The organism is Psychrobacter sp. NG254 (genome assembly GCF_015277735.1).
In the GTDB taxonomy this organism is placed as follows: Bacteria; Pseudomonadota; Gammaproteobacteria; order Pseudomonadales; family Moraxellaceae; genus Psychrobacter.
In genome coordinates this window covers 636,373-657,525 of sequence record NZ_JADHDA010000001.1, presented here as the reverse complement: position 1 = coordinate 657,525, position 21,153 = coordinate 636,373, and the positions used below count along the sequence as shown (strand labels likewise).

Below are 21,153 nucleotides of genomic sequence, written 5' to 3'. Positions count from 1 at the left end.
TTAGATTAGCTTTATTTATAAGACTAATTGTTTTTTATGATTTATTTATCAGGTTTACTTATGAATATCAGCATTCGCCAATTGACCGCCTTTATCAAAGTCGCTGACAACGGCAGTTTTACTCGTGCCAGCGAACAGATGTATTTGACTCAATCTGCTGTCAGCGGTTTGATCAAAGAGCTAGAATCTGGCCTCGGTATCGTGCTGTTTGATCGCACCACTCGCCAGTTGTCTTTGTCAGCAGTAGGACGGCATCTACTACCACAAGCGCGGCGCATCTTGAATGAGATGCAGCTGTTTGAAAATGAAGCGAGTAGTTTGACCAGCTTGGCCCAAGGTCAGGTGCGCTTGGCTGTTTCTCAGTTCGCGGCGTCCTCCCTGCCTGCCGTCATCGCCCAGTTCGCTAAAGAATATCCAAATATCGGCGTCTCACTATTGGACTGTTCAGCAGAGAATTTGCTCAAACATATTCAAGATATCGAAGTCGATTTAGGGGTTGGTACTGAGCTTGGATTTTTGGAGACAGAAGATGATATCGGTGCTGACTTGTTGTATCAGCTACCATTTTGCGTGGTTATGCCAGACAATCATGCGCTGGCAGAAAGAGATGAAATTACTTGGCAAGATTTATTAGAGACGCCGCTGATTACCTTACAAGGCCCGTTCCTTGAGCAAGTAACCGCAGAGCTCGATGATGCTATCTCCGCTCATATCGAACAAGCCCGCTATAAGGTGAACTTTATGTCCACCGCGCTTGAGATGACGCGCCAAGGTTTCGGCATTACCTTATGCTTACCCTACATGCCTGAGGTGATTGATTGGGTCAGTGCCAATGGCCTACTGATGCGCCCGCTCACACAACCGGTCAAAATGCGGCAGTTCTTTATCTATCAGCGAGCCTCACGGGCGTTGTCTCCGGCGACGATTGCCTTTAAACAGTTTCTGCAAACATATTTTGCGACTCATTATAACGACCTACATCACTCTGAATCATCGTCTACCAAATGACGTATAGCACCTCAAATGTGCTTGATAAGTAGATAAACAATCTATTTTGAGATTTATTTTATTAATTGCCTCATATAACTCACTCTCGTGTTGAGTTCAGCTGCGATTTGCTCTATGATTTTCGGCTGCTCGATTTATATTTTTATAAGGAAATGGCATGTTTGAACGTATCGATTATTACGCTGGTGATCCAATCTTAGGTCTGATGGAAAAATACTCAGCAGATAGCAATCCTAACAAGGTAAATTTAGGTATTGGTATTTATTATGATGAGAATGGCGTATTGCCTGTACTCGACTGTGTCAAAACAGCCGAAGAGCGTATTGCTGATCCTATCGCACCGCGTCCATACTTACCGATGGCAGGCTTGCCTGGACACCGTAAAGGCTGTCAGGAGCTACTATTTGGTAAAGACGCACAAGTATTAAAAGACGGCCTAGTCGCTACTATTGCAACCATCGGTGGGTCTGGCGCACTAAAAATCGGCGCTGAATTTATCAATGAATGGTTTCCGCACGCCAAATGCTATGTAAGTGACCCGACATGGGGCAATCACATTGCCATCTTTGAAGGCTCTGATGTCGAAGTGGGCAAATACCCGTACTACGACAAAGCCACTGGCGGCATCAAATTCGATGAGATGATTGCGTTTTTTGAGACCCTAAACAAAGATGACGTGGTTCTGTTACACCCTTGCTGTCACAATCCAACAGGTATGGATTTGACCCAAGACCAATGGGATACCGTGTTGAACGTTGTGCAAGCGCGTGAACTGATTCCATTCATGGATATCGCCTATCAAGGTTTTGGCGAAGACATGGACAGCGACGCTTATGCTATCCGTAAAGCGGTTGATATGGGCTTGCCACTGTTTGTCAGTAACTCATTCTCTAAAAACTTATCGCTATATGGCGAGCGTGTCGGCGGTCTGTCTGTCGTATGCCCAACCGCAGACGAAACCGATCGTGTGTTTGGTCAGCTAAATGCGGCCGTACGCCGTATCTATTCAAGCCCGCCATCACATGGTGGACGTGTGGTCGATATCGTCATGAACGATGAAGCACTACATAAGCAATGGGTTGGCGAAGTTTATGCCATGCGCGACCGTATCAAAGCGATGCGTCTAAAGCTAAAGTCTGTGTTAGAAGCTAAAATCCCTAACCGTAACTTTGACTACATCACTCGCCAAAACGGTATGTTTAGCTTCACTGGTCTCACACCTGAGCAAGTCGAGCGCTTACAAAGTGAGTTTGGTGTTTATATGGTCTCTAACTCACGTATGTGTGTGGCTGGCCTGAACACCAGTAACATCGATTATGTGGCCAATGCCATGGCAGATGTCCTAAAAGACTGATTGAGCCAGCTTACTTAGTAGCTTACTTGATATGTAACTTGATAAGAGATAACGTGAATGAAAAAGGTTGAGCGATTGCTCGGCCTTTTTTTGTGCATGGCATTTAATCAAAAAAACGTCAATAACTTTTCAACATAGCCTTTTCACACGAGACATTGCACAAAAAACTTGCAATCGATATATCAATAAATTACATTATACGTAAGTAGTTAATTATAACGTAATTCACAATTTATATTAGCAAGGAGCAAATCATGTCAACGATTGACAGTACCCTCACCTCTTTTATCGATATCGCCACGGACTCTGACTTTTCAATCCACAATCTCCCTTACGGTATTTTTAGCGAAAGCAAAGACGCTGCTAGTGATAACAAGCGCCGTGCAGGCATTGCCATCGGTGAGCACGTGCTTGATTTGTCTGTACTAGAGACTGAAGGCTTATTAAGTTTGGAAGGTGGCCCTTATTTTGACCAATCTACTCTGAATGCTTTTATTGATTCCGGTCGAGATAATTGGACGCAGGCACGCACAACCATTCAAACGCTGCTGTCTAGCGACAATGCTACCTTACGTGACAATGTAGACTTGCAAAAAAAGGCGCTATTTAAGCAAGCAGACGTCACCATGCATTTGCCAGTGCAAGTCCCAGGCTTTACCGACTTCTACTCTTCTAAAGAGCATGCCACCAACGTTGGTACCATGTTCCGTGACCCAAACAACGCCCTATTGCCTAACTGGACTGAAATGCCTGTCGGCTATAACGGACGCGCCAGTACCGTTATCGTGAGCGGCACGGATGTAATACGCCCATCCGGTCAGCTAAAACCCAATGCTGATGACCGCCCTATCTTCTCAGCCTGTAAGCGTTTAGATTTTGAGCTAGAGACTGCATTTGTCGTTGGTAAAGGCAATCATATTGGTCAACCAATCGCCGTAGATGAGGCCTCTGATCATATCTTTGGCATGGTGTTACTCAATGACTGGTCAGCACGAGATATCCAAAAGTGGGAATACGTACCTTTAGGTCCATTCAATGCCAAGACTTTTGCCTCTGAGGTTTCCCCTTGGATTGTCACGATGGATGCATTGGCACCGTTTAAAACAGCTTGTCCAGCACAAGAACCCAAGCCCCTTGCTTATTTAAATGAAAAATCGAGCGACAACAGCTTTGATATCAATCTGTCAGTTGAGCTACTACCTAAAGATGCAGAAACAGCGACAGTCATTTGTGACACCAATTTTAAATACATGTACTGGTCAATGGCACAGCAGCTTACTCACCACACCATTACTGGCTGTAAAGTAGAAGTCGGCGACATGATGGGCTCAGGTACGATTTCAGGCCCAACGCCAGAGTCGTATGGCTCGATGCTAGAGATTGCTTGGAATGCGACCAAACCCGTCACGCTAAATGGTGGCGAGACGCGCAGCTTTATAGAAGATGGTGACACCGTCATTATGAAAGGCTATAGCGAAAAAGACGGCATCCGTGTTGGATTTGGTGAAGTACGCGGCAAAGTATTACCAGCGCTTAGCTTTGATTTTGACAAATAGCATTTGGAAAATAGTGACTAATAAATAGTATTTAAAAAATAACACAGACAAAGAAATAGCAAAATAGGCGTGAAAATTCTCATGCAGGCTTATAGAAAGACAAGTGTATTCACCTACTCATCGTTATGTGAATAAAGCCAAATGAGTGATACGCCTTATCAAAAGGAGTTTGATATGAGCTTTCAAATTGAGAAAATTCATCATGTGGCTTATCGCTGCAAAGATGCCAAAGAAACCGTCGAATGGTACAAAAAACACCTGAACATGGATTTTATTTTGGCATTCGCAGAAGATCATGTGCCTTCGACCAAAGCCTTCGATCCATATATGCATGTCTTCTTGAACGCTGGCAGTGGCAATGTTTTGGCTTTCTTTGAAGTACCCAACCAGCCTGAAATGGGCTTTGATCCAAACACCCCAAGCTGGGTACAGCATTTAGCACTAAAGGTCAAAGACCGCGATGAATTAATCGTTGCCAAAGAGCATTTGGAAAAAGGCGGCATTGATGTCATTGGCGTGACCAATCATGGCATCTTTCACTCGATTTACTTCTTTGATCCTAATGGTCATCGTCTAGAGCTGACCTATGACGACCCGACCTCAGAAGATAAAGTCTCGATGATTACAGACGCCATCAAGCAAGATATGCTAGATGAGTGGTCTCGTACCAAACGCGCCCCAGCACATACGCAGTTTTTGCATAGTGATGAGCTGGCTGAAGCAAGGGAAATCGCGCCTGTCGGCGAGTAAATTTCTCTATCTTTCTGTTTGCTACCTTTTCTCCCTACGGTCAATAAATCATCACTTTAAGCCTACATGACCTAGGGCGTGTCTTCATTGAAGACACGCCCTAGGTCACAAAAGATAGCAAATAATACCCAACCATCATGAAAGGACTCTATGATGAAAGTAAAACCCCCTCTAGGAATACTTCTAGCTGCCACGATGGCAGTGACTGGCTGCTCCAATAACGACCAAGCAGCTGGCGCATCTACAGATGCAGGTAAAGTGACGACATTGCGGTTCTCGCATTTCATGACTGCTACTGACAACATAAACACCGAAGCATTGGAGCCATGGGCAAAGAAAATTGAAGTAGATTCGAAAGGCCGCTTAAAGGTTGAGATCTACCCTTCTGCAACGCTCAGCAAACCAGGTGCTACCTATGACGCTACGGCTAAAGGTAGTGTGGATATTGGTATGCAAGCACAAGGATATACAGCAGGACGTTTTCCTTTGACTCAAATTGTAGAGTTGCCAGGCATCACCAATACCGCACAGCAGCAGAGCTGTATACTTCATAAACTATATGATGACGCTGTCATTAAAGACGAGTACGAAGACACTCACTTGCTCGCGTTGATAGGCACTGGACAAGGTGCGCTTCATACCGTTGATAAACCGATTCGCACGCCAGCCGATATGAAAGGCCTACGTATTCGTCAACCTTCTGCCGTTGCTAGCCACATTATTGAGGCGACGGGCGCTGCACCTGTCGGCATACCTGCCAGTGATACCTATACCTCTCTGCAGCGCGGTGTCATTGACGGGCTTAGCTTTACTTGGCAACCTATTCAAGCATTTCGCCTTGACGAGTTAATCAACACGCATACCAACATTCCTTTTTATAACTCCACCTTTGTCATCAGTATGAATAAAGAGAAATATAACAATTTGCCTGATGACCTAAAGAAAGTAATTGATGACAATTCAGGCGCAGAGCTGGCAGCGCATATTTCTAAAGTATTTGACGTCAGCAATGCCAAAGCAATGGCCGCTGCCAAAGAAAAAGGCGATATTATGATTGATATCCCTGATCCACTTAATGATCCAGATTGGAGAGGCCCATTAATGGAGGGCTCTCAGCATTACCTAGATGAGGTAAATGCGACTGGTCTAGACGCTGACAATGTATACAAAAAAGCAAAAGCGGCCAGTAGCGCCTGCATGGTTTAAAGCATGAATTGAAGACACACCCTAGCTTATAGCAACACATACTGGCTAGGCAATATGATAACGCCTCGCTATCGTTAGTATTTTCTCTACCACATTGTGTTGCTCACTCATTGGCAATTGCTCTGTCGTTCCAATGATAGTGATGGCATACTCTAGTGGTAGCGCTTCGCTAATAGTTTTGTCACTACTCGTGGATGGTTTAGCAGCACTATTGGCAAGCTGCGGCAATATCATGGGTATCGTAATAGCATTAATCCCCATGAGCATATCGCCCGTCACTGTCGCATAGCCTTGAGTACGAATTTTGGCTTGCAGCTGAGCAAAATCTTGCCACTTCTTGGCCATATCTGCTGCGATATTGCTCGGTTGCCATTCAACCTTCACCAGTGGCTGAATGACTGCATCAGGTTGATAGCTGGCAAACAGTTGCCCTGTGGCCGATGTGGTTAAGGGCATACGTGAGCCGATTCGAGTGATGATACTAATCGGACTGTCTGGCTCAACAGACTGAATAATGATAGGGCCTTCACTAAACCATTTGGCGATTTGTACACCGCAATTTAAGGTGTCCTTGATTTCATTAGCTACTTGCGTGAGACGCGCCAACAGATTGTTTTGATTGAATCCAGTATGCCCTAATGATGCCAATGCATTGATTCTATCTCCCAATCCATATCGACCATCATCTAGCTGACGCGCATAGTTCTTACGAATGAGGCTGACCAAATAGCGATGACACTTCGCCGGATGCATTTGCATGGCTTCTGCAATATCTTTTAACATCATAGGTGCATTATGATCGATCAAAACATCTAGTATCGACAGCCCAATCTCAAGCGACTGAACACCACTTTGGTTTTTACTGATGGCGGAACCACCTACAATATTTTTAGCGACTGCCATGTTTTGCTCGTTTCTAGTGTGCTGAGAGAGTTTTTGGGTGGTGGCTTATTCGGCCAAATATCAGTAAGTGCAATCTCTGCTTAATCCTACTTATCTTATAAAACATATCAAGGACATGAACAATGATGACACTTTATGGCTACTTTCGTAGCAGCACCTCTTACCGCACCCGTATCGCCATGAATCTAAAAGGCTTAGATTATGATGATATCACGATCAATTTGGCACAGGATGAGCAGTTAGAAGCTGCCTTTAAAGCCATTAATCCGCAAGGGTTGGTACCAGTATTACAAGCCGATGACTTACTATTATACCAAAGTCCAGCTATCTTGGAGTGGTTAGAAGAGGCTTATCCTGAGCAAGCATTATTACCTAAAGATGCTGCTGGGCGCATGCATGTACGTGCACTGAGCGCCATGATTGGTTGCGACATCCATCCACTTAATAATCGCCGCATCTTACAGTACCTGCGTAATAAGCTGTCGGTAGACGAGGAAGATGTCATTGTATGGTGCAACCGCTGGATCAGCGAAGGATTTGCTGCTTTAGAGACACGCTTAGCGGCAGATAAAGGTCGTGGAAAATTTTGTTATGGTGACAGCCCTACGCTCGCAGATTGTTACCTCATTCCACAAGTATCCTCCGCACGTCGGTTCAAAGTAAACATGACTGGCTATCCCAATATCGTCGACATTGATACGCATTGCCGTACCCTAAAAGCCTTTGCAAATGCCGACCCTATGATGCAACCTGATGCACCAAAAAACTGATAACAATCAAAGCAATAAATCTCTCGACAAAATTATATAGAAGCGTGTATAGTGAAAAATAACTTAATAAGGACATTATTCAGTTAAAAAATATTTAACATAAACACCCTCCCTCAGACGCCTTACTACTCAAAGTTTATATACAAGGATTCGTATGAAATATACTACAAAGGCTCTAATAGCAGCGGTAACACTGTGCATGAGTGCAAGTGCTATGGCCTCAAGTCACCGTGAAGCCCCATCTATCACCAAAACCCCAAAAGTTGATGCCTCTGACTTTTATATGTTCAATAGTTATGAAGCCAATCGAGCAGATTATGTCACGATTATTGCCAACTATTTACCGCTGCAGGACGCTTACGGTGGACCGAATTACTTTGCATTAGACGACGACGCCTTGTATGAAATCCATATCGATAATAACGGTGATGCTGTCGAAGACATCACCTTTCAGTTTGATTTTACTCAAGAGCTAAACAGCATTGAGATTGATTCAGATGGTAATCCATCAACACCAAACGTTGCCATTCCATTGTCTAATGCAGGTGACGCATCCAACCCTACGAATGTGCAAACAAATGAAAGCTACAACGTCACGATGGTTAAGGGCGATCGCCGTAGTGGCTCGCGCACCTCGTTAGGCAATTTTGACAAGCCATTTGACTATATTGGCACCAAGTCGTTTACAGACTATCCTACCTATGCGCGCAGCTTTATTAAGCCACTAAATCTAGGCAGCTGTGGTACAGGTCGAGTGTTTGTCGGTCAGCGTGCTGAAGGTTTTGCTATTGATCTAGGTAAAGTGTTTGACTTGGTCAACCTAAACCCACTAGGTGCGCGTGATGGCGGTACCAATACTCTAGCAGACAAAAACGTCACCTCAATCGCGATGGAAGTGCCAAAAGCGTGTCTCGTCAATAGCACGAGCAAAGATCCTGTGATTGGCGCTTGGACAACAGCCAGCGTGCGTCAAGCGACCTTGGTCAATGGCAATCCTGCTTCAGGCATCAGCACGACTGCCAAAAAAGGTGGTGCATGGACTCAGGTATCAAGACTCGGTATGCCACTGGTTAACGAAGTGGTCATCGGTCTTAAAGACAAAGACAAGTTCAATGCTTCAGAGCCAAAAGATGACGTCGCAAAATTTGCGCCTTATGTCTTTTATCCAACGCTTCCTGCTCTAATTCAGACGCTATATCCACAAGCACCAGCACCGACTAATTTCCCGCGTCAAGATTTGGTCACCGCATTTTTGACAGGCGTTCCTACTGTCAACAAACCAGCTAACGAAAATATGGTGCCATCAGACATGCTGCGCCTAAACACTAGCATAGCTGCAGTCGCTGCTGCCAATCAAAACGATTTGGGCGTGATTAGTATCATTGATGCTCAAAATGATGGCCGTCCAAGTACTGCCAACGATGTCGCAGGTTTCCCGAATGGTAGACGTCCGGGTGATGATGTGACCGATATCGCGCTAAGAGTATCAATGGGCGCCCTATGTCATGCAGGCTTACCAGCTGCCGTCACTTGTGTTCCTGCTGATGCCAAAGCTGGCAAGGCACTATTCACTGATGGTGCACTTAAACCTGCAACCGAATTTGACTCAGTATTCCCTTATCTAACCACCCCAACCCCAGGTAGCCGATAAGCTGAATTTAACCCAAGGAGAAATACTATGCGCTATATAATGTTAGCCGTATTGATCACTGGATCAGCTGCGCTTTCTGGTTGTTTCAATGATAATGATAGCTCGTCAAATCTGGGCAAGAGCGATGTTGCAGTAGACCAAGCCAAAGCTGAATTGGCTGTCAACAGAGCCAATGATGTGATTGGTGCCAGCAACAATGTGGACACTGATGAACCTCAGGATATCGATCGGATTGTACTGCCCGAGGCCAATTTGGCAGAGCCTGTTGTAGTGACAGGCGCCAACGCCTCGCTATAGTGTCGTGTGAGATAAATCCAGCACCTAATCAGATTACTGATTGGGTGTTTCTTTATGTTCTGAGCTGAGGTATTTTATGCACTGGATTCAATTTCCTATCAAATTACTACTGTTAGTATTCGTCAGCATACCGCTTATTCATGCGGCCCCCTTTATCCCGACAGATGACCAACAGATTCTCGCATCGTTACCTGAAGACTCCCCGCAAGCGCGTTATCTAACCTCAGCTGATTTTGCCTCTGATACCAGCAAAAACTCTTTGGAGCAAACCAGTCAGCTATTAGAGCGTGCTTATCTGCAAGGTGATCCACGCGCGTTGGGTCAAGCTCGCGCGCAATTGGATCAGAGCACCGATCAAAGTACCGACACGCTTATGTTACAAGCAAGGGCACTTCAGTCCGATCATAAGTTTGATCAAGCAAAAGACCTCTTAAAACAAATACTCAGTCGCGATGCCGCTCATCCAGATGCCTTATTGACACTCTCATCTCTGCTGGTTGTTCAAGGTCAGTTTACAGAGGCTATGAGCTATTGCAAAAGACTCAACGACCCAGAACTGCGTGTTTATGCATTGGCCTGCGCCGCTCAAATACAGAGCATGACAGGACAGCTTAGTTCTGTAAAACAAACCCTCGCTGGACTGGCTGCCCTAGCGCCCGGCCTAGATGCGTCGACGGCACGCTGGATCTATTTGATTCAAGCAGATGCGGCACTGCGTAGTCAAGATGTTGCCATGTCCAATCAAGTGTTTGATGCAATGGATGATCAGACTGTACCTGCATTGATGGCTCGGGCAGATTGGTTGTTGAGCATTGGTGAATACCAACGCGTACGTACGCTGCTACAAATGCATACTGATAAAGATGCGCTGCTGTTACGCCTTATTAGCGCGCAAATAAAATTAAAAGATACTAACGCTCAGAAAAACTTAACCTTAATGAAAGAGCGCATCGATGTCTGGCAGATACGTCAAGAAAACGCTCATATGCGAGAAAAAGCGACTTATGCTTTGCTCGCAAATGACACAGACTCAGCCCTGAAATTGGCCATTGATAACTGGAAAAATCAACGTGAAACAGCCGATATCGTGCTATATGCAACAGCCGCTATCAAAGCTAGCAGCCAAAAGGACATCAAAATACTACGTCAGTTTATGATAGACACACAGTTTGAATACCCAGAACTTGAGCGTGCATTACGTTTGGGTAAGATTGATGAATGCCTACACTGCCAAGCTGACCACATGCCTAACTCAACCGCCAAAACATCAGGTGCGCAAGTGACGAACAAGGATAACCCCTTATGAGCGCACCAAACAAAAACATGTGGCATCATACCTATCGTTATATCGCACTGGTTTTCTTATTGCTAATAGGCACTGTCGCACAAGCGCACGAATCTAGCACCGCGTATCTAAACCTAGCGATAGAGGACTCAAACAATGCAGCAGGCGTAATATACAAGGCTGAGTACGAGCTATCACTTCGCGATTTGGCATTGCTCATAAACATCGATCCAAACCAAGACCAGCAGGTCAGTTGGGCGGAGGTGAAAGCGCAGACATCGCTGATAGAACAGCTCGTAACGTCTAAGATAAAGCTCACAAACACTGATCAATTGTGCCAAATAACAAGCTTTGCACCACTGGCTATCAACACGCGTGGCGGTTTTAACTACCTGTATACCAATTTTGCATTACGCTGTGAGCAGCCTATCGACAATCTTGATTACCAGATATTGACCGGTATCGATGCCAATCATCGTCTGATTCTAACGGAATCTGGTGATGACGCAGCATTGCAAGTATTGCCCGTAGGATCAACACCTTTAGGCTCAGAGGCAAGCTCGGGATGGCTGTCTATCGCCACCAACTTTCTCAAAAGTGGTGTTCATCATCTGCTTATTGGCCTCGATCATCTGCTGTTTTTATTCGTGCTACTCATACCTGCTGTGTACATGCGCAAACAAAAACAACTGGTCGCTGTTGCCAAGCCAAAAGCAGCGCTACTTGAGATCTTTTGGATCGCAACCTCATTCACACTAGCCCATTCCATTACCTTAACCTTGGCAGCACTACAAATCGTCAGCGTACCTGCCCGCTTTATTGAGTCGGTCATCGCGCTGTCTATTGCCTTTGCCGCGCTCAATAATTTAGTGCCAATGCTGCGAGTGAGAGCCATTTATCTGGCGTTCGTTTTTGGTCTGATTCATGGATTTGGCTTTGCCAACGTGCTAGTAGACTTACCACTTGCCACAAGCGCGCGGGTACTGGCGTTACTCAGCTTCAATGTCGGTATCGAATTGGGACAGTTGGTATTTATCGCTGTGGTTTTCCCTATCGCCTTACTGCTGCGCCATACCCAGTTTTATAAATGGGGCATATTTTATACGGGTTCACTAATTAGTATTTTGATAGCTTTGTGGTGGTTTTTTGAGCGAGCCTTTTAAATGGCTCATTGACGGACAACTTCATTCCAAACAGTGAAAGTTTATGAAGGATGTCTTGTTAGCAGCCGACACTAAGACCGCTCATAGACCAGCGACATAGGGACAATGGCATCGACGACGATGCCATTGTCTTTTAGCGGGTTGAGCTGTCCTGCTCTGACTTGAGTGGTTGCGATGGCATCGATAATCGGACTGCCTGATGATTCAAGTACCTGCACTTCTGTCACATAGCCTTCTTTATTGACATGCAGCTCTAGCATAACGATAAAGACATCCCCTAACCCAGTACTAATGTTGCGCCATACCAGCGATGGCACACCCGTAATCGGCTCGCTCCCTTCAATCCACCTTCCATCATCTGCGGCAAAAAGTACTGCTTGGTTTTTGTCTGTCTGATTGTCCCATTCAGATTGGTCACTATCTTGCTGTGCAGCTTGATCAGCGGCCAATGCCAGCATTGTTGTAATGGCTTCATTAGCAGCTTGCACTCGCCACCGCTCCCTTTCAGCTTGCTTTCTACCGGATTGATTTTCAGCGGATCGTTTCTGTATTGCTTGCTCACGATTAAACTGAGCGGTCACTGCTCGAATCATGGCAGACAAGTCATCATCTGTTTCAGACAAATCATCAGATAGGCGGACTATTTTTCTTGACTCTACGGTTGTCAGGCTCTGGACTGATGATGTGGCATCTGTCTTGGGTTCTTTATCTTTATCAGACGTTTTATTCAATGATGTCTTATCAGGTAGTGGTTTCTTTTCTACTTTCGTCTTTAGGGGTTTGATTGGCTCTGATACTAATACTGCTACAGGTTCAAGGGACTTGGTGGGCTGGCTATCTTGTATTGGCTTATCTGTTTGCTGCTTGGGTGTGCCAGTTTTAGTTGTCTCAGTTTTGGTAAGTACCCTTTTGGGAAGTGACGTGTTAGGTTGAGGCTCTGCACTTGACGTTTCTATAGATGATTTGGTAGAGAGTGAGGACTCTTTGATTAACTCTATCTGAATGGCTTTTGGTATATTGACGGGCTCTAAAGGTCTTGAGTTATCTACAGACATCATCGCCCACACCGTCATCCCATGCAGTATGACGACTGCAATAGTAACCCAAGTAGTGATAAGACGAGTAAAGGGGCTTGGTATCATGATAGCTACTAGAATACTCATTAAAAACAACCCTGTATACGGGTTTATTTAATAAATATTAGAGAGTTAAATGCAGCATTCGCATTGCTGATAACGACCGCAACACATCATCATTTTTACTATTATTCGCTCATATCAATATTATTTTTAATATATTTAAATTATTGGTTGTATGGTTGTAAACAGTTGGTTACTCTTATTGTAGGCATTGTCATATCTAAAGCCCATAACTCATCGACTTAAGACATGGATGCCGTTTATTCCTCATAATAATAAGGTTGAGCAATATGAATGATATATCTTCAGGACAGGCAACTATTACCTTACCCTCTGATGCGGCACATAATGTATATGAGTCGGCAATCTTATCTAGAGAAGACACAGAAAAAGACAGAAAAATTGCCCCAAACGTCGTCAAAAAACTTGCAGAACAATCGTTATTTAGGCTAGGTCTACCGGCGTCTTTAGGAGGATGGGATGGTAACCCTGTCGAAACACTAAAAGTGTATGAGACACTGGCCAGTGCTGAGGCATCAGTGGCGTGGATCGTTTGGAACAACCATTTGGCCTGTACATTTGGTAGATTTTTAGACGAGTCAAGTATGCATGAGATATATAGTGATCCGTCTCATGTTTATGCCAATTCAGCACGTCCTGAAGGAGTGGCTAACACAGTTGATGGAGGCTACCTAGTCTCTGGTCAATGGACATTGGTCTCTGGATCTGAGTTGGCAGACTGGTTTGTGCTACGTTGTCTCGTTATTTCTGAAGGCTCTCCAACTACACTAGGTCCGGGTGCCAATCTAAAGCTGTTTTTTATTCCGAAAAAAGACGTAGAGGTTATAGATACTTGGCATGTGGGCGGATTAAATGGTACAGGCAGTCATGATATTATCGTCAAAGAGGCCTTTGTCAAATCAGAATATGCCGTTGATTTTAACAGTCCTGTCACAATAGACAGTGCCTATAGTCGTCTACCTATTGGCTGTATGAATGCCGCAGGCTGCGCTGCCATGTCGCTAGGGGTATTAAAAGCAGCCATGGATGATTTAATCGATATGTGTCTTGAGAGGGTGACACCTGGTAAAAACCCAGATCTGCGCGACCGTACAACAGTACAAGACACCATTGCAAAGAGTAAAACAATATTGGCCTCTAGACGCATCCAGCTTCATCAAAGTGTAGAGACACTGTGGGAAGCGGCGCAGCAAAAACACACCTTTACGGATGTACAGCTTGCAGATGTCTGGGCGGCATCTTGTGAAGCGGCAAGAGAGTCCAGAGCCATGGTGTCTGAGATTTATGCTGTGGCTGGCACGGCCTCACTATACAAAAAACATAGAATAGAGCGAGCACATAGAGACATTCATGCGATCTTACAACATGGCATTATCCAGCCTCACTGGATGAGTCAAGCAGGCATGGCTTATGTTGGATTGACACCTCATGCAGCCATGTTCAGAATATAAAGGCAGTGATACTAGATGCTAGAGCTTGATTAACAATGAGCACTGGCATCTGAATGGCATCACATATATTGCCAGCATCTCTATCTGTGCAACTGAGCGTCTCTATCGTTAACTTATCGCGTACTAATTATTGTTATATTCACGCATAAAGAAGCAAGACATCTGATGTCTTGCTTTTTTTATTTCATCATAATCGTTATAACAAAATCGCTTTAATCAAAATGGAAGCCTGCACCTACTGCACCGCCTACATTGCCTTGCGTATCGGCAGTACCATTTACTTTGATGACCCAGCGACCGTCATTAGACAGTTTGGAGAAACCAACCGCAACGGCACTTTCGCCATTATAGGTACTGACACCGCCACCGATCAATGACTTGCCTGATATATAGGCTTGAGGCAAGGCAGACATTGCCATCGCAGCCGATATACCTGCATTCGCATCATCTTCTACTTCATTGATCTTGTAGCCTAGATCACTCATATTACTATTGAGTCTACTATCAAGTGCACTCAGCTGGCTGTAGTTGACGGCATCGGTTGCCTCGATACCATCAGCGACACCCATGATACGTTGACTGCCTGCATTTATTCCTTGAGCGGTCATACTTGGGCCGCCTTGCATACTGATACCATTACTATTGATGACTGTCGTGCCAGTCGTGACACTATCAACGTTGATGTTGCCGTTGAGATCAAACTTAATGCTACTGCCCTCTGCTGTTGTGGTGATGTTATTACCACCTGTGAAGCTTAGAACACTATCATCTCCGACTGGCTTGTTGATATCAGCACCACTGTCAGCACCGAAGTTAAGACCCGCATCAATTTTATCCGTATTGGACTGAATGTTTGTCGTATTAGTCGTGATATTACTGGTGTTGGTCGCAATATTGGTCGTATTAGTGGCGATGTTGGTTGTGTTGGTCGAGATATTGCTGGTATTCGTTGAAATCGCGGTGGTATTGATCTGTACGGTTTCACTGATTTCAATAGTACCCTGCCGGATAGAAGCAATAGCACCGTCGATACTACCCTCACCCGTCCCACCAATATTGCTATTGGTGAAAGTACCATCAGCAGCATTGTAAACAGTGGCACCACCGATAATACTACTGATACCGCTGCCTTGTGCATGCAATTGACTGCCGTTAATGGCGTCTTGACTGTCTATAGTAACCTCACCATTTTGGATATTAGTGACCTTGTTTCCAGCAGCATTGATACCACTTTTGGTAATGCTTGGTCCTCCGACAATCGTGAGACCATCGCTGTTAATAGTGGTATCACCAGTGGTCACGCTATTCAAACTGATGTCTGGGTTTAAATCAAAGCTGATATCATTGACACCAGCAGATATGGCCGATGCTTGTACGCGAGCATTCGCATCAGTAGTCGCTACATTGTTGACTGATGTTCTAGAGACCTTGATGTTGCCATCTGTGCTGTTTAAATCGAGCGCATCTCCTTGCTTGACCATGGTAGCAATATCACCTTGAGCAGTAATTCCCCAGCCTTGGTCTAATGCGATTGCCACTTCTTTTAATTGACCAACGTTGACCGCATCACTGTCAAGTGTACCTGCACCAATATTCGTAATTGTGTTGCCACCATTATCTAGACCACGGCTAGTCAATGAGACCTGTGATGCCTGTGAGAGCATTCTACCAAAGCCATTATCAACGAAGGTAAAGCCTGCATTACTCATGATGCTATTACCTATCTGTATACTACCCTCATCTCCCAGATCCAATTGGTTATTAAGTTTCACCTGGACACCAGTCGCCGAAGCAACCGTAGTAAGGTTTCTATCACCGGTCACATTGATCGTATCGCCTAATGCAAATTGCTGATCATTGGCACTATTGCCGTCACCAATTCTGATACCTTTAGCAATCTCGTTATTGGTGGTTGTGAGCTGTGCAAAGTTGACAGCATCACTTGGGGCAATCCCTTCACCAACCTTGATAATTCTATTATTACCATTATCCAGACCTTCGTTGCTTAGGGTAACGGTCTGTTTAGGGCCATCAGTAATGGTGATGCCTGCATTGTTGAGAACTGTGTTTTCCATTCTCACACTACCGTTTGTACCAAGCACCACATCTTCAGCCAATCTAACATTTAGATTGCCTTCTTCATCAGCGATCACACCGATATTATTTTCCGTTAACTCCATCGCGCCTCCTTGAATCGTCAATGTTTGACCTAATTTGCGATTGACGATAGCTGCAGTATCATCTCCTGTGAAGTTCAGTCCCAAGTCAACGGTACTATTGGTTGCATTTAACTGTCTAACATTGACGGCATCCGTATCTGCCTCACCATCATCAACATTGGTGATTTTGTTGCCACCATTATTGAGACCGTCGCTACTTAAACGAACCGGACTGTCAGTGAAGCTAACACTGGTAAAAGTGACATCATCCTTTGTCGCAATTTTAATACCATCATTCTCAGCGGTAAGAACGATGTTGTCACCTGTGATGAAGTTGGCCGTGTTATCAGTTTGGTTCAGTGTTTTGACCTCATTGCCATCGATCTGAGCAACAACAGTCTGCATGGCGCTATCCGCTTTTACCAGACTGGCTTTACTATCGGCACTTAAGTCAACAGCATAATCGGTCGTGTTAGTCGCTAGGTCTTTGTCAGCTGCAGTGACGGTGACTGCGGTAGACCCTGCTGAAGCGGTAACGCCATCAGCATTAACGGTATAGACATCTTGACCGTTACCACCTGTTGACTTCGCCACACCAGCAACGTTGGTACCCGCGGCAACTTCTGTTCTAACAGCAGCAGATGAACGATTAAGCTGTCTAACATTGACAGCATCTGTATCTCCCTGACCGTCATCTACATTGATGATTCTATTGCCGCCATTATTAAGTCCGCTATTGCTTAAGGTAACGGTCTGATTAAATCCGCCAGCGATAGTGACACCATCAGTATTTAATAAGGTGTCACCTGTCGTTACTTTGGTAAATTCAACGTCATCTAATGTAGACACTTTAATATCACCATCTTCGTCAGTTAAGATGATGTTCTTACCACTGAGGAAGTTGGCAGTATTGTTCGTTTTATCCAGTGTCTTGACGTCTTCGCCATCTATTTGAGTGATAACGCTCTGCATAGCGCTATCAGCTTTTACCAAGCTGGTTTTGCTGGCATCACTGAGATCAATGGCGTAGTCCGTCATATTGGTCACAGCGTCTTTGTCACCTGCTGTGACGGTGACAGCATCAGAGCCTTTTGATACAGTCGTGCCATCAGCATTAACGGTATATATATCCTGACCATTACCACCCATCGACTTCACAACACCAGCAACGTTAGTACCAGCGGCCACTTCTGTTTTAGCAGCGGCAGATGAACTATTGAGCTGACTTACGTTAACAGCATCTGTATCTCCCTGACCATCATCTACATTGATCACTCTTTTATTGCCAGCGTTGACACCACCAGATTTAGTGATGCTGGGGCCACCGACCATGCTCAGACCATCGCTGGTCAACGTTGCATTAGATAGTGGGTTTGTACCCGTTACCGTCACACCAAGCCCACTAACTGTAGTAACACCACCCATGACTAGACCACCTGTGATCATGCCGAGGCTGTTAACTTGGGTGCCACCGAAGATATTACCTGTACTGACGCTACCACTATTGCCTAGATCAAGATCGTTATTGAGCTCAAATGATACATCATTGCTGTTTGCTGTTTTGGAGACGATGATGTTGCTGTTTGTACTATTAAAATCAACCGATTCGCCAGGTTCTACAGTACTGGCAGTAGCACTGTTGCCTTGTGCACTGATATCCCAGCCTCTATTGGCTGTTACTTTAACGCTTTCTAGCTGTCTAACATTGACAGCATCCATAGGCGCATCACCATCATCTACATTGATGATTCTGTTGCCACCATTATCAAGACCATTACTACTCAAACTGACTGTACTGCCTCCAAGGAAGCTCACCCCACCTGTGTTCAATAAAGTACTTCCTGTAGTCACTTCAGTAAATTCAACTTCATCTAATGTAGACACTTTAATATCACCATTTTCGTCAGTTAAGATGATGTTCTTACCACTGAGGAAGTTGGCGGTATTTTCAGTTTTATTCAGCGTCTTAACTTCATCCCCATCTATTTGAGTGATTACGGTTTGCATAGCGCTGTCAGCTTTTACCAAGCTGGTTTTGCTATCGGCACTTAAGTCAACAGCATAATCGGTCGTGTTAGTCGCTAGGTCTTTGTCAGCTGCAGTGACGGTGACTGCGGTAGACCCTGCTGAAGAAGTAACGCCATCAGCATTAACGGTATAGACATCTTGACCGTTACCACCCGTTGACTTCGCCACACCAGCAACATTAGTACCGGCGGCAACTTCTGTTTTAGCAGCGGCAGAGGAACTATTGAGCTGACTGACATTGACAGCGTCTTTAGCTTGTATGCCATTATCAACATTTATAACTCTTCTGTTGCCAGCATTGATGCCCCCACTCTTGGTGACACTCGGTCCACCAACAATGTTCAGGCCATTGCTAGATAGGAGAGTGGTAGACAGAGGGCTTGACACAGCAACTCCTACACCCGTAACGGTAGTATTAAAGAGGGCGTTACCCGTTCTAATACCTAAGCCATTCACAGTGGTGTTAGATAATACATTACCCGTTGTGAGTCCAGAACGATCAAGTGTCGTTGTACTACCCAGTCCGAAAGGAGAACTCGAACCCATTTCCACGCTACCGTTATCACCTAGGTCTAGATTGTTATTGAGCTCAAATGATACATCATTGCTGCTTGCTGTTTTGGAGACGATGATGTTGCTGTTTGTACTATTGAAGTCAACCGATTCGCCAGGTTCTACAGTACTTGCGGTGCCGCTGTTGCCTTGTGCACTGATATCCCAGCCTCTATTAGCAATGTCTGTGACAGCTTTTAGCTGAGATACGTTCACTGCGTCACTGTCTTGACTACCTGCTGCAACATTGATGATCTGACGGTTCCCACCATCCTCCCCTGTACCAACCGATACAGCACCGAAATCTACGCCACTCTGAGTATACTTGATAGCTGTAGTAGCGGCTGTATTGGCACCTGTTGGTATATACCCTACCTCGCCGCCTGCCACATTAGCTGCTGACCCTGCGCCTAGTGCCACTGAACCTTTGGCATTTGCAGAAGAACCCATACCAAAGGCAGAAGAGGCATCACCAGCTGAGCTTGAACGGACACCCACAGCGGTAGATAAATTACCTTCGGACTGTGCTTTGACCCCAATTGCTACAGATGCGGTGCCTCCTGACTCAGTATGTCCATATGGATTATTTGGATCTTCTATAAGGTCGCTATTAGTATACGCATTAGATAACTCGTTAATACCAGCAACCTCTGACGCAGTATCTAAATCATCACCACCGATCGCGATAGATGATGCTCCTGTTGATACCACATTGGCACCAATGGCAATAGATTGTTCACCCAGTGCTTTAGTATCCTGTCCACTGCCACTACTACCAATCGCAATAGCTTGTTCACCTATTGCTTTCGCATTTTTACCCATGGCGATAGCGTTTGGTCCAGTTGCGCCTAGGTTGTCCTCATTATCACCACCAATAGAATTCGCACTATAATACTTGGTTTTATTAGTGGCAACCGTGGTCGCTAGGCTAGATAGTTGCCCTCCATTAATCGCTTCTTTACTACCAAGAGCAATCAAACCATCCGCAACGCCTGTAATGTGGTTGTTACCATTATTCAGACCGTTATTACCTAGCACGACATTATTTAACGGATCACTTACTGTAATCTTAATACCAGAGTTATCGACCAAGGTATCGCCCATTTTCAGACTACCATCAGCCCCTAAGTCAACATTTTCATCAAGCTTTATCGTCAGTAACTTATCACGTCTATCAGCCGTGACGCTAATATTTTTGGTACTAGAATCGCCCATTACTGTTTCACCACCTTGAACCGTTAATGTCTGGTGGTAGAATGGATTTGTATAGATTTTAGGCGCTGAATCATCTCCGGCAAAGTAGGTGCCCACTGCACTTGCTTGCATGCCAAAACCAGCCGCTATTAGCCCAATTCCTATTGCGCTCAGGCGTAACGTCTTGATAGCAGACAGATTAGATGTTGTGTTGATAGTCGCGTTAGAGCTAACACTAGATTTGGAAGACTTGCCACGTCCCTTCGCATATTCACCAACGGCGGTAAAACAACTTAAGGCTTCATTCCAGATGACTTTATAGATGCGGTTCATGATGCGTACTCCCTTACAGACTTGTCAGATTTAAAAAATCAGAGATAAAATCCATCTTGCAAGAGAGTTGATATAGTAAAATAAAACAAATTATGAACTTATAATAATTTAGTCTTTTCAAATATTTCTGGTATCAAAGTTTAAAAAAATAGGACGTTTTGTTTTGTAAGTTATGTATCACTCTCTTTATATATTAGTATTACCGAATATATAAAGAGAGACAATACCGTCCATCTGTATTTTAATACCGTTCATGCAATTATATTCATAAAAACGAATATATTTATTTATATTTATGAATATATGTATTAAATTATGACCATTTTCAAAAAA

Annotated in this window: 14 protein-coding genes; 11 read left to right on the top strand and 3 right to left on the bottom strand. The window is 44.6% G+C overall.

Annotated features, from left to right (window positions below):
• The first annotated feature begins 60 nt into the window (after positions 1-60).
• The 5 genes from IP510_RS02620 to IP510_RS02600 all read left to right on the top strand — a co-directional run bounded on the left by IP510_RS02620 (position 61) and on the right by IP510_RS02600 (position 5,874).
• Positions 61-1,008: a LysR family transcriptional regulator gene (locus IP510_RS02620; RefSeq protein ID WP_194363227.1), complete on the top strand. Its 948-nt coding sequence runs from the start codon at positions 61-63 to the stop codon at positions 1,006-1,008.
• 157 nt (positions 1,009-1,165) lie between these two features.
• Positions 1,166-2,362, top strand: coding sequence for an aromatic amino acid transaminase (locus tag IP510_RS02615; protein ID WP_194363226.1), 1,197 nt, complete (start codon positions 1,166-1,168; stop codon positions 2,360-2,362).
• Positions 2,363-2,616: 254 nt separating this feature from the next.
• On the top strand, positions 2,617-3,918 hold the full coding sequence (fahA, locus tag IP510_RS02610) for a fumarylacetoacetase (protein ID WP_194363225.1): 1,302 nt from the start codon (positions 2,617-2,619) through the stop codon (positions 3,916-3,918).
• 174 nt (positions 3,919-4,092) lie between these two features.
• A complete protein-coding gene (locus IP510_RS02605; protein ID WP_194363224.1) occupies positions 4,093-4,668 on the top strand; it encodes a VOC family protein in 576 nt (191 codons plus the stop codon).
• A gap of 153 nt (positions 4,669-4,821) precedes the next feature.
• Positions 4,822-5,874 (top strand): TRAP transporter substrate-binding protein, encoded by a 1,053-nt coding sequence (locus IP510_RS02600; protein ID WP_194363223.1) that lies wholly within the window; start codon positions 4,822-4,824, stop codon positions 5,872-5,874.
• Between the two features lie 45 nt (positions 5,875-5,919).
• Here IP510_RS02600 and IP510_RS02595 read toward each other — a convergent pair whose 3' ends face one another.
• Positions 5,920-6,777: an IclR family transcriptional regulator gene (locus IP510_RS02595; protein WP_194363222.1), complete on the bottom strand. Its 858-nt coding sequence runs from the start codon at positions 6,775-6,777 to the stop codon at positions 5,920-5,922.
• A 125-nt stretch (positions 6,778-6,902) separates the two neighbouring features.
• Between IP510_RS02595 and maiA the strand changes: the two genes are divergently transcribed.
• The 5 genes from maiA to IP510_RS02570 all read left to right on the top strand — a co-directional run bounded on the left by maiA (position 6,903) and on the right by IP510_RS02570 (position 11,943).
• Positions 6,903-7,547, top strand: a complete 645-nt coding sequence (gene maiA, locus IP510_RS02590; protein ID WP_265087553.1) for a maleylacetoacetate isomerase — start codon at positions 6,903-6,905, stop codon at positions 7,545-7,547.
• 154 nt (positions 7,548-7,701) lie between these two features.
• Entirely contained in the window at positions 7,702-9,198 is a 1,497-nt protein-coding gene (locus tag IP510_RS02585) for a DUF4331 domain-containing protein (RefSeq protein ID WP_194363220.1), read from the top strand.
• Between the two features lie 27 nt (positions 9,199-9,225).
• On the top strand, positions 9,226-9,495 hold the full coding sequence (locus IP510_RS02580) for a hypothetical protein (protein WP_194363219.1): 270 nt from the start codon (positions 9,226-9,228) through the stop codon (positions 9,493-9,495).
• A 76-nt stretch (positions 9,496-9,571) separates the two neighbouring features.
• Positions 9,572-10,801 (top strand): tetratricopeptide repeat protein, encoded by a 1,230-nt coding sequence (locus tag IP510_RS02575; protein WP_194363218.1) that lies wholly within the window; start codon positions 9,572-9,574, stop codon positions 10,799-10,801.
• Positions 10,798-11,943 carry a HupE/UreJ family protein gene (locus IP510_RS02570; protein ID WP_194363217.1) on the top strand — a complete coding sequence of 382 codons (1,146 nt, stop codon included), beginning with the start codon at positions 10,798-10,800 and terminating at the stop codon, positions 11,941-11,943. Before IP510_RS02575 ends, IP510_RS02570 begins: the two co-directional genes overlap by 4 nt.
• A gap of 71 nt (positions 11,944-12,014) precedes the next feature.
• Here the strand turns inward: IP510_RS02570 and IP510_RS02565 are convergent, their stop codons facing one another.
• On the bottom strand, positions 12,015-13,106 hold the full coding sequence (locus tag IP510_RS02565; RefSeq protein ID WP_194363216.1) for a TonB family protein: 1,092 nt from the start codon (positions 13,104-13,106) through the stop codon (positions 12,015-12,017).
• 266 nt (positions 13,107-13,372) lie between these two features.
• Here IP510_RS02565 and IP510_RS02560 point away from each other — a divergent pair, with 266 nt between their 5' ends.
• Positions 13,373-14,554 (top strand): acyl-CoA dehydrogenase family protein, encoded by a 1,182-nt coding sequence (locus tag IP510_RS02560; protein WP_194363215.1) that lies wholly within the window; start codon positions 13,373-13,375, stop codon positions 14,552-14,554.
• Between the two features lie 212 nt (positions 14,555-14,766).
• Here IP510_RS02560 and IP510_RS02555 read toward each other — a convergent pair whose 3' ends face one another.
• The gene (locus IP510_RS02555) at positions 14,767-20,820 is read right to left on the bottom strand and encodes an ESPR-type extended signal peptide-containing protein (protein ID WP_194363214.1); all 6,054 of its coding nucleotides are present in this window, start codon (positions 20,818-20,820) and stop codon (positions 14,767-14,769) included.
• Positions 20,821-21,153 lie beyond the last annotated feature (333 nt).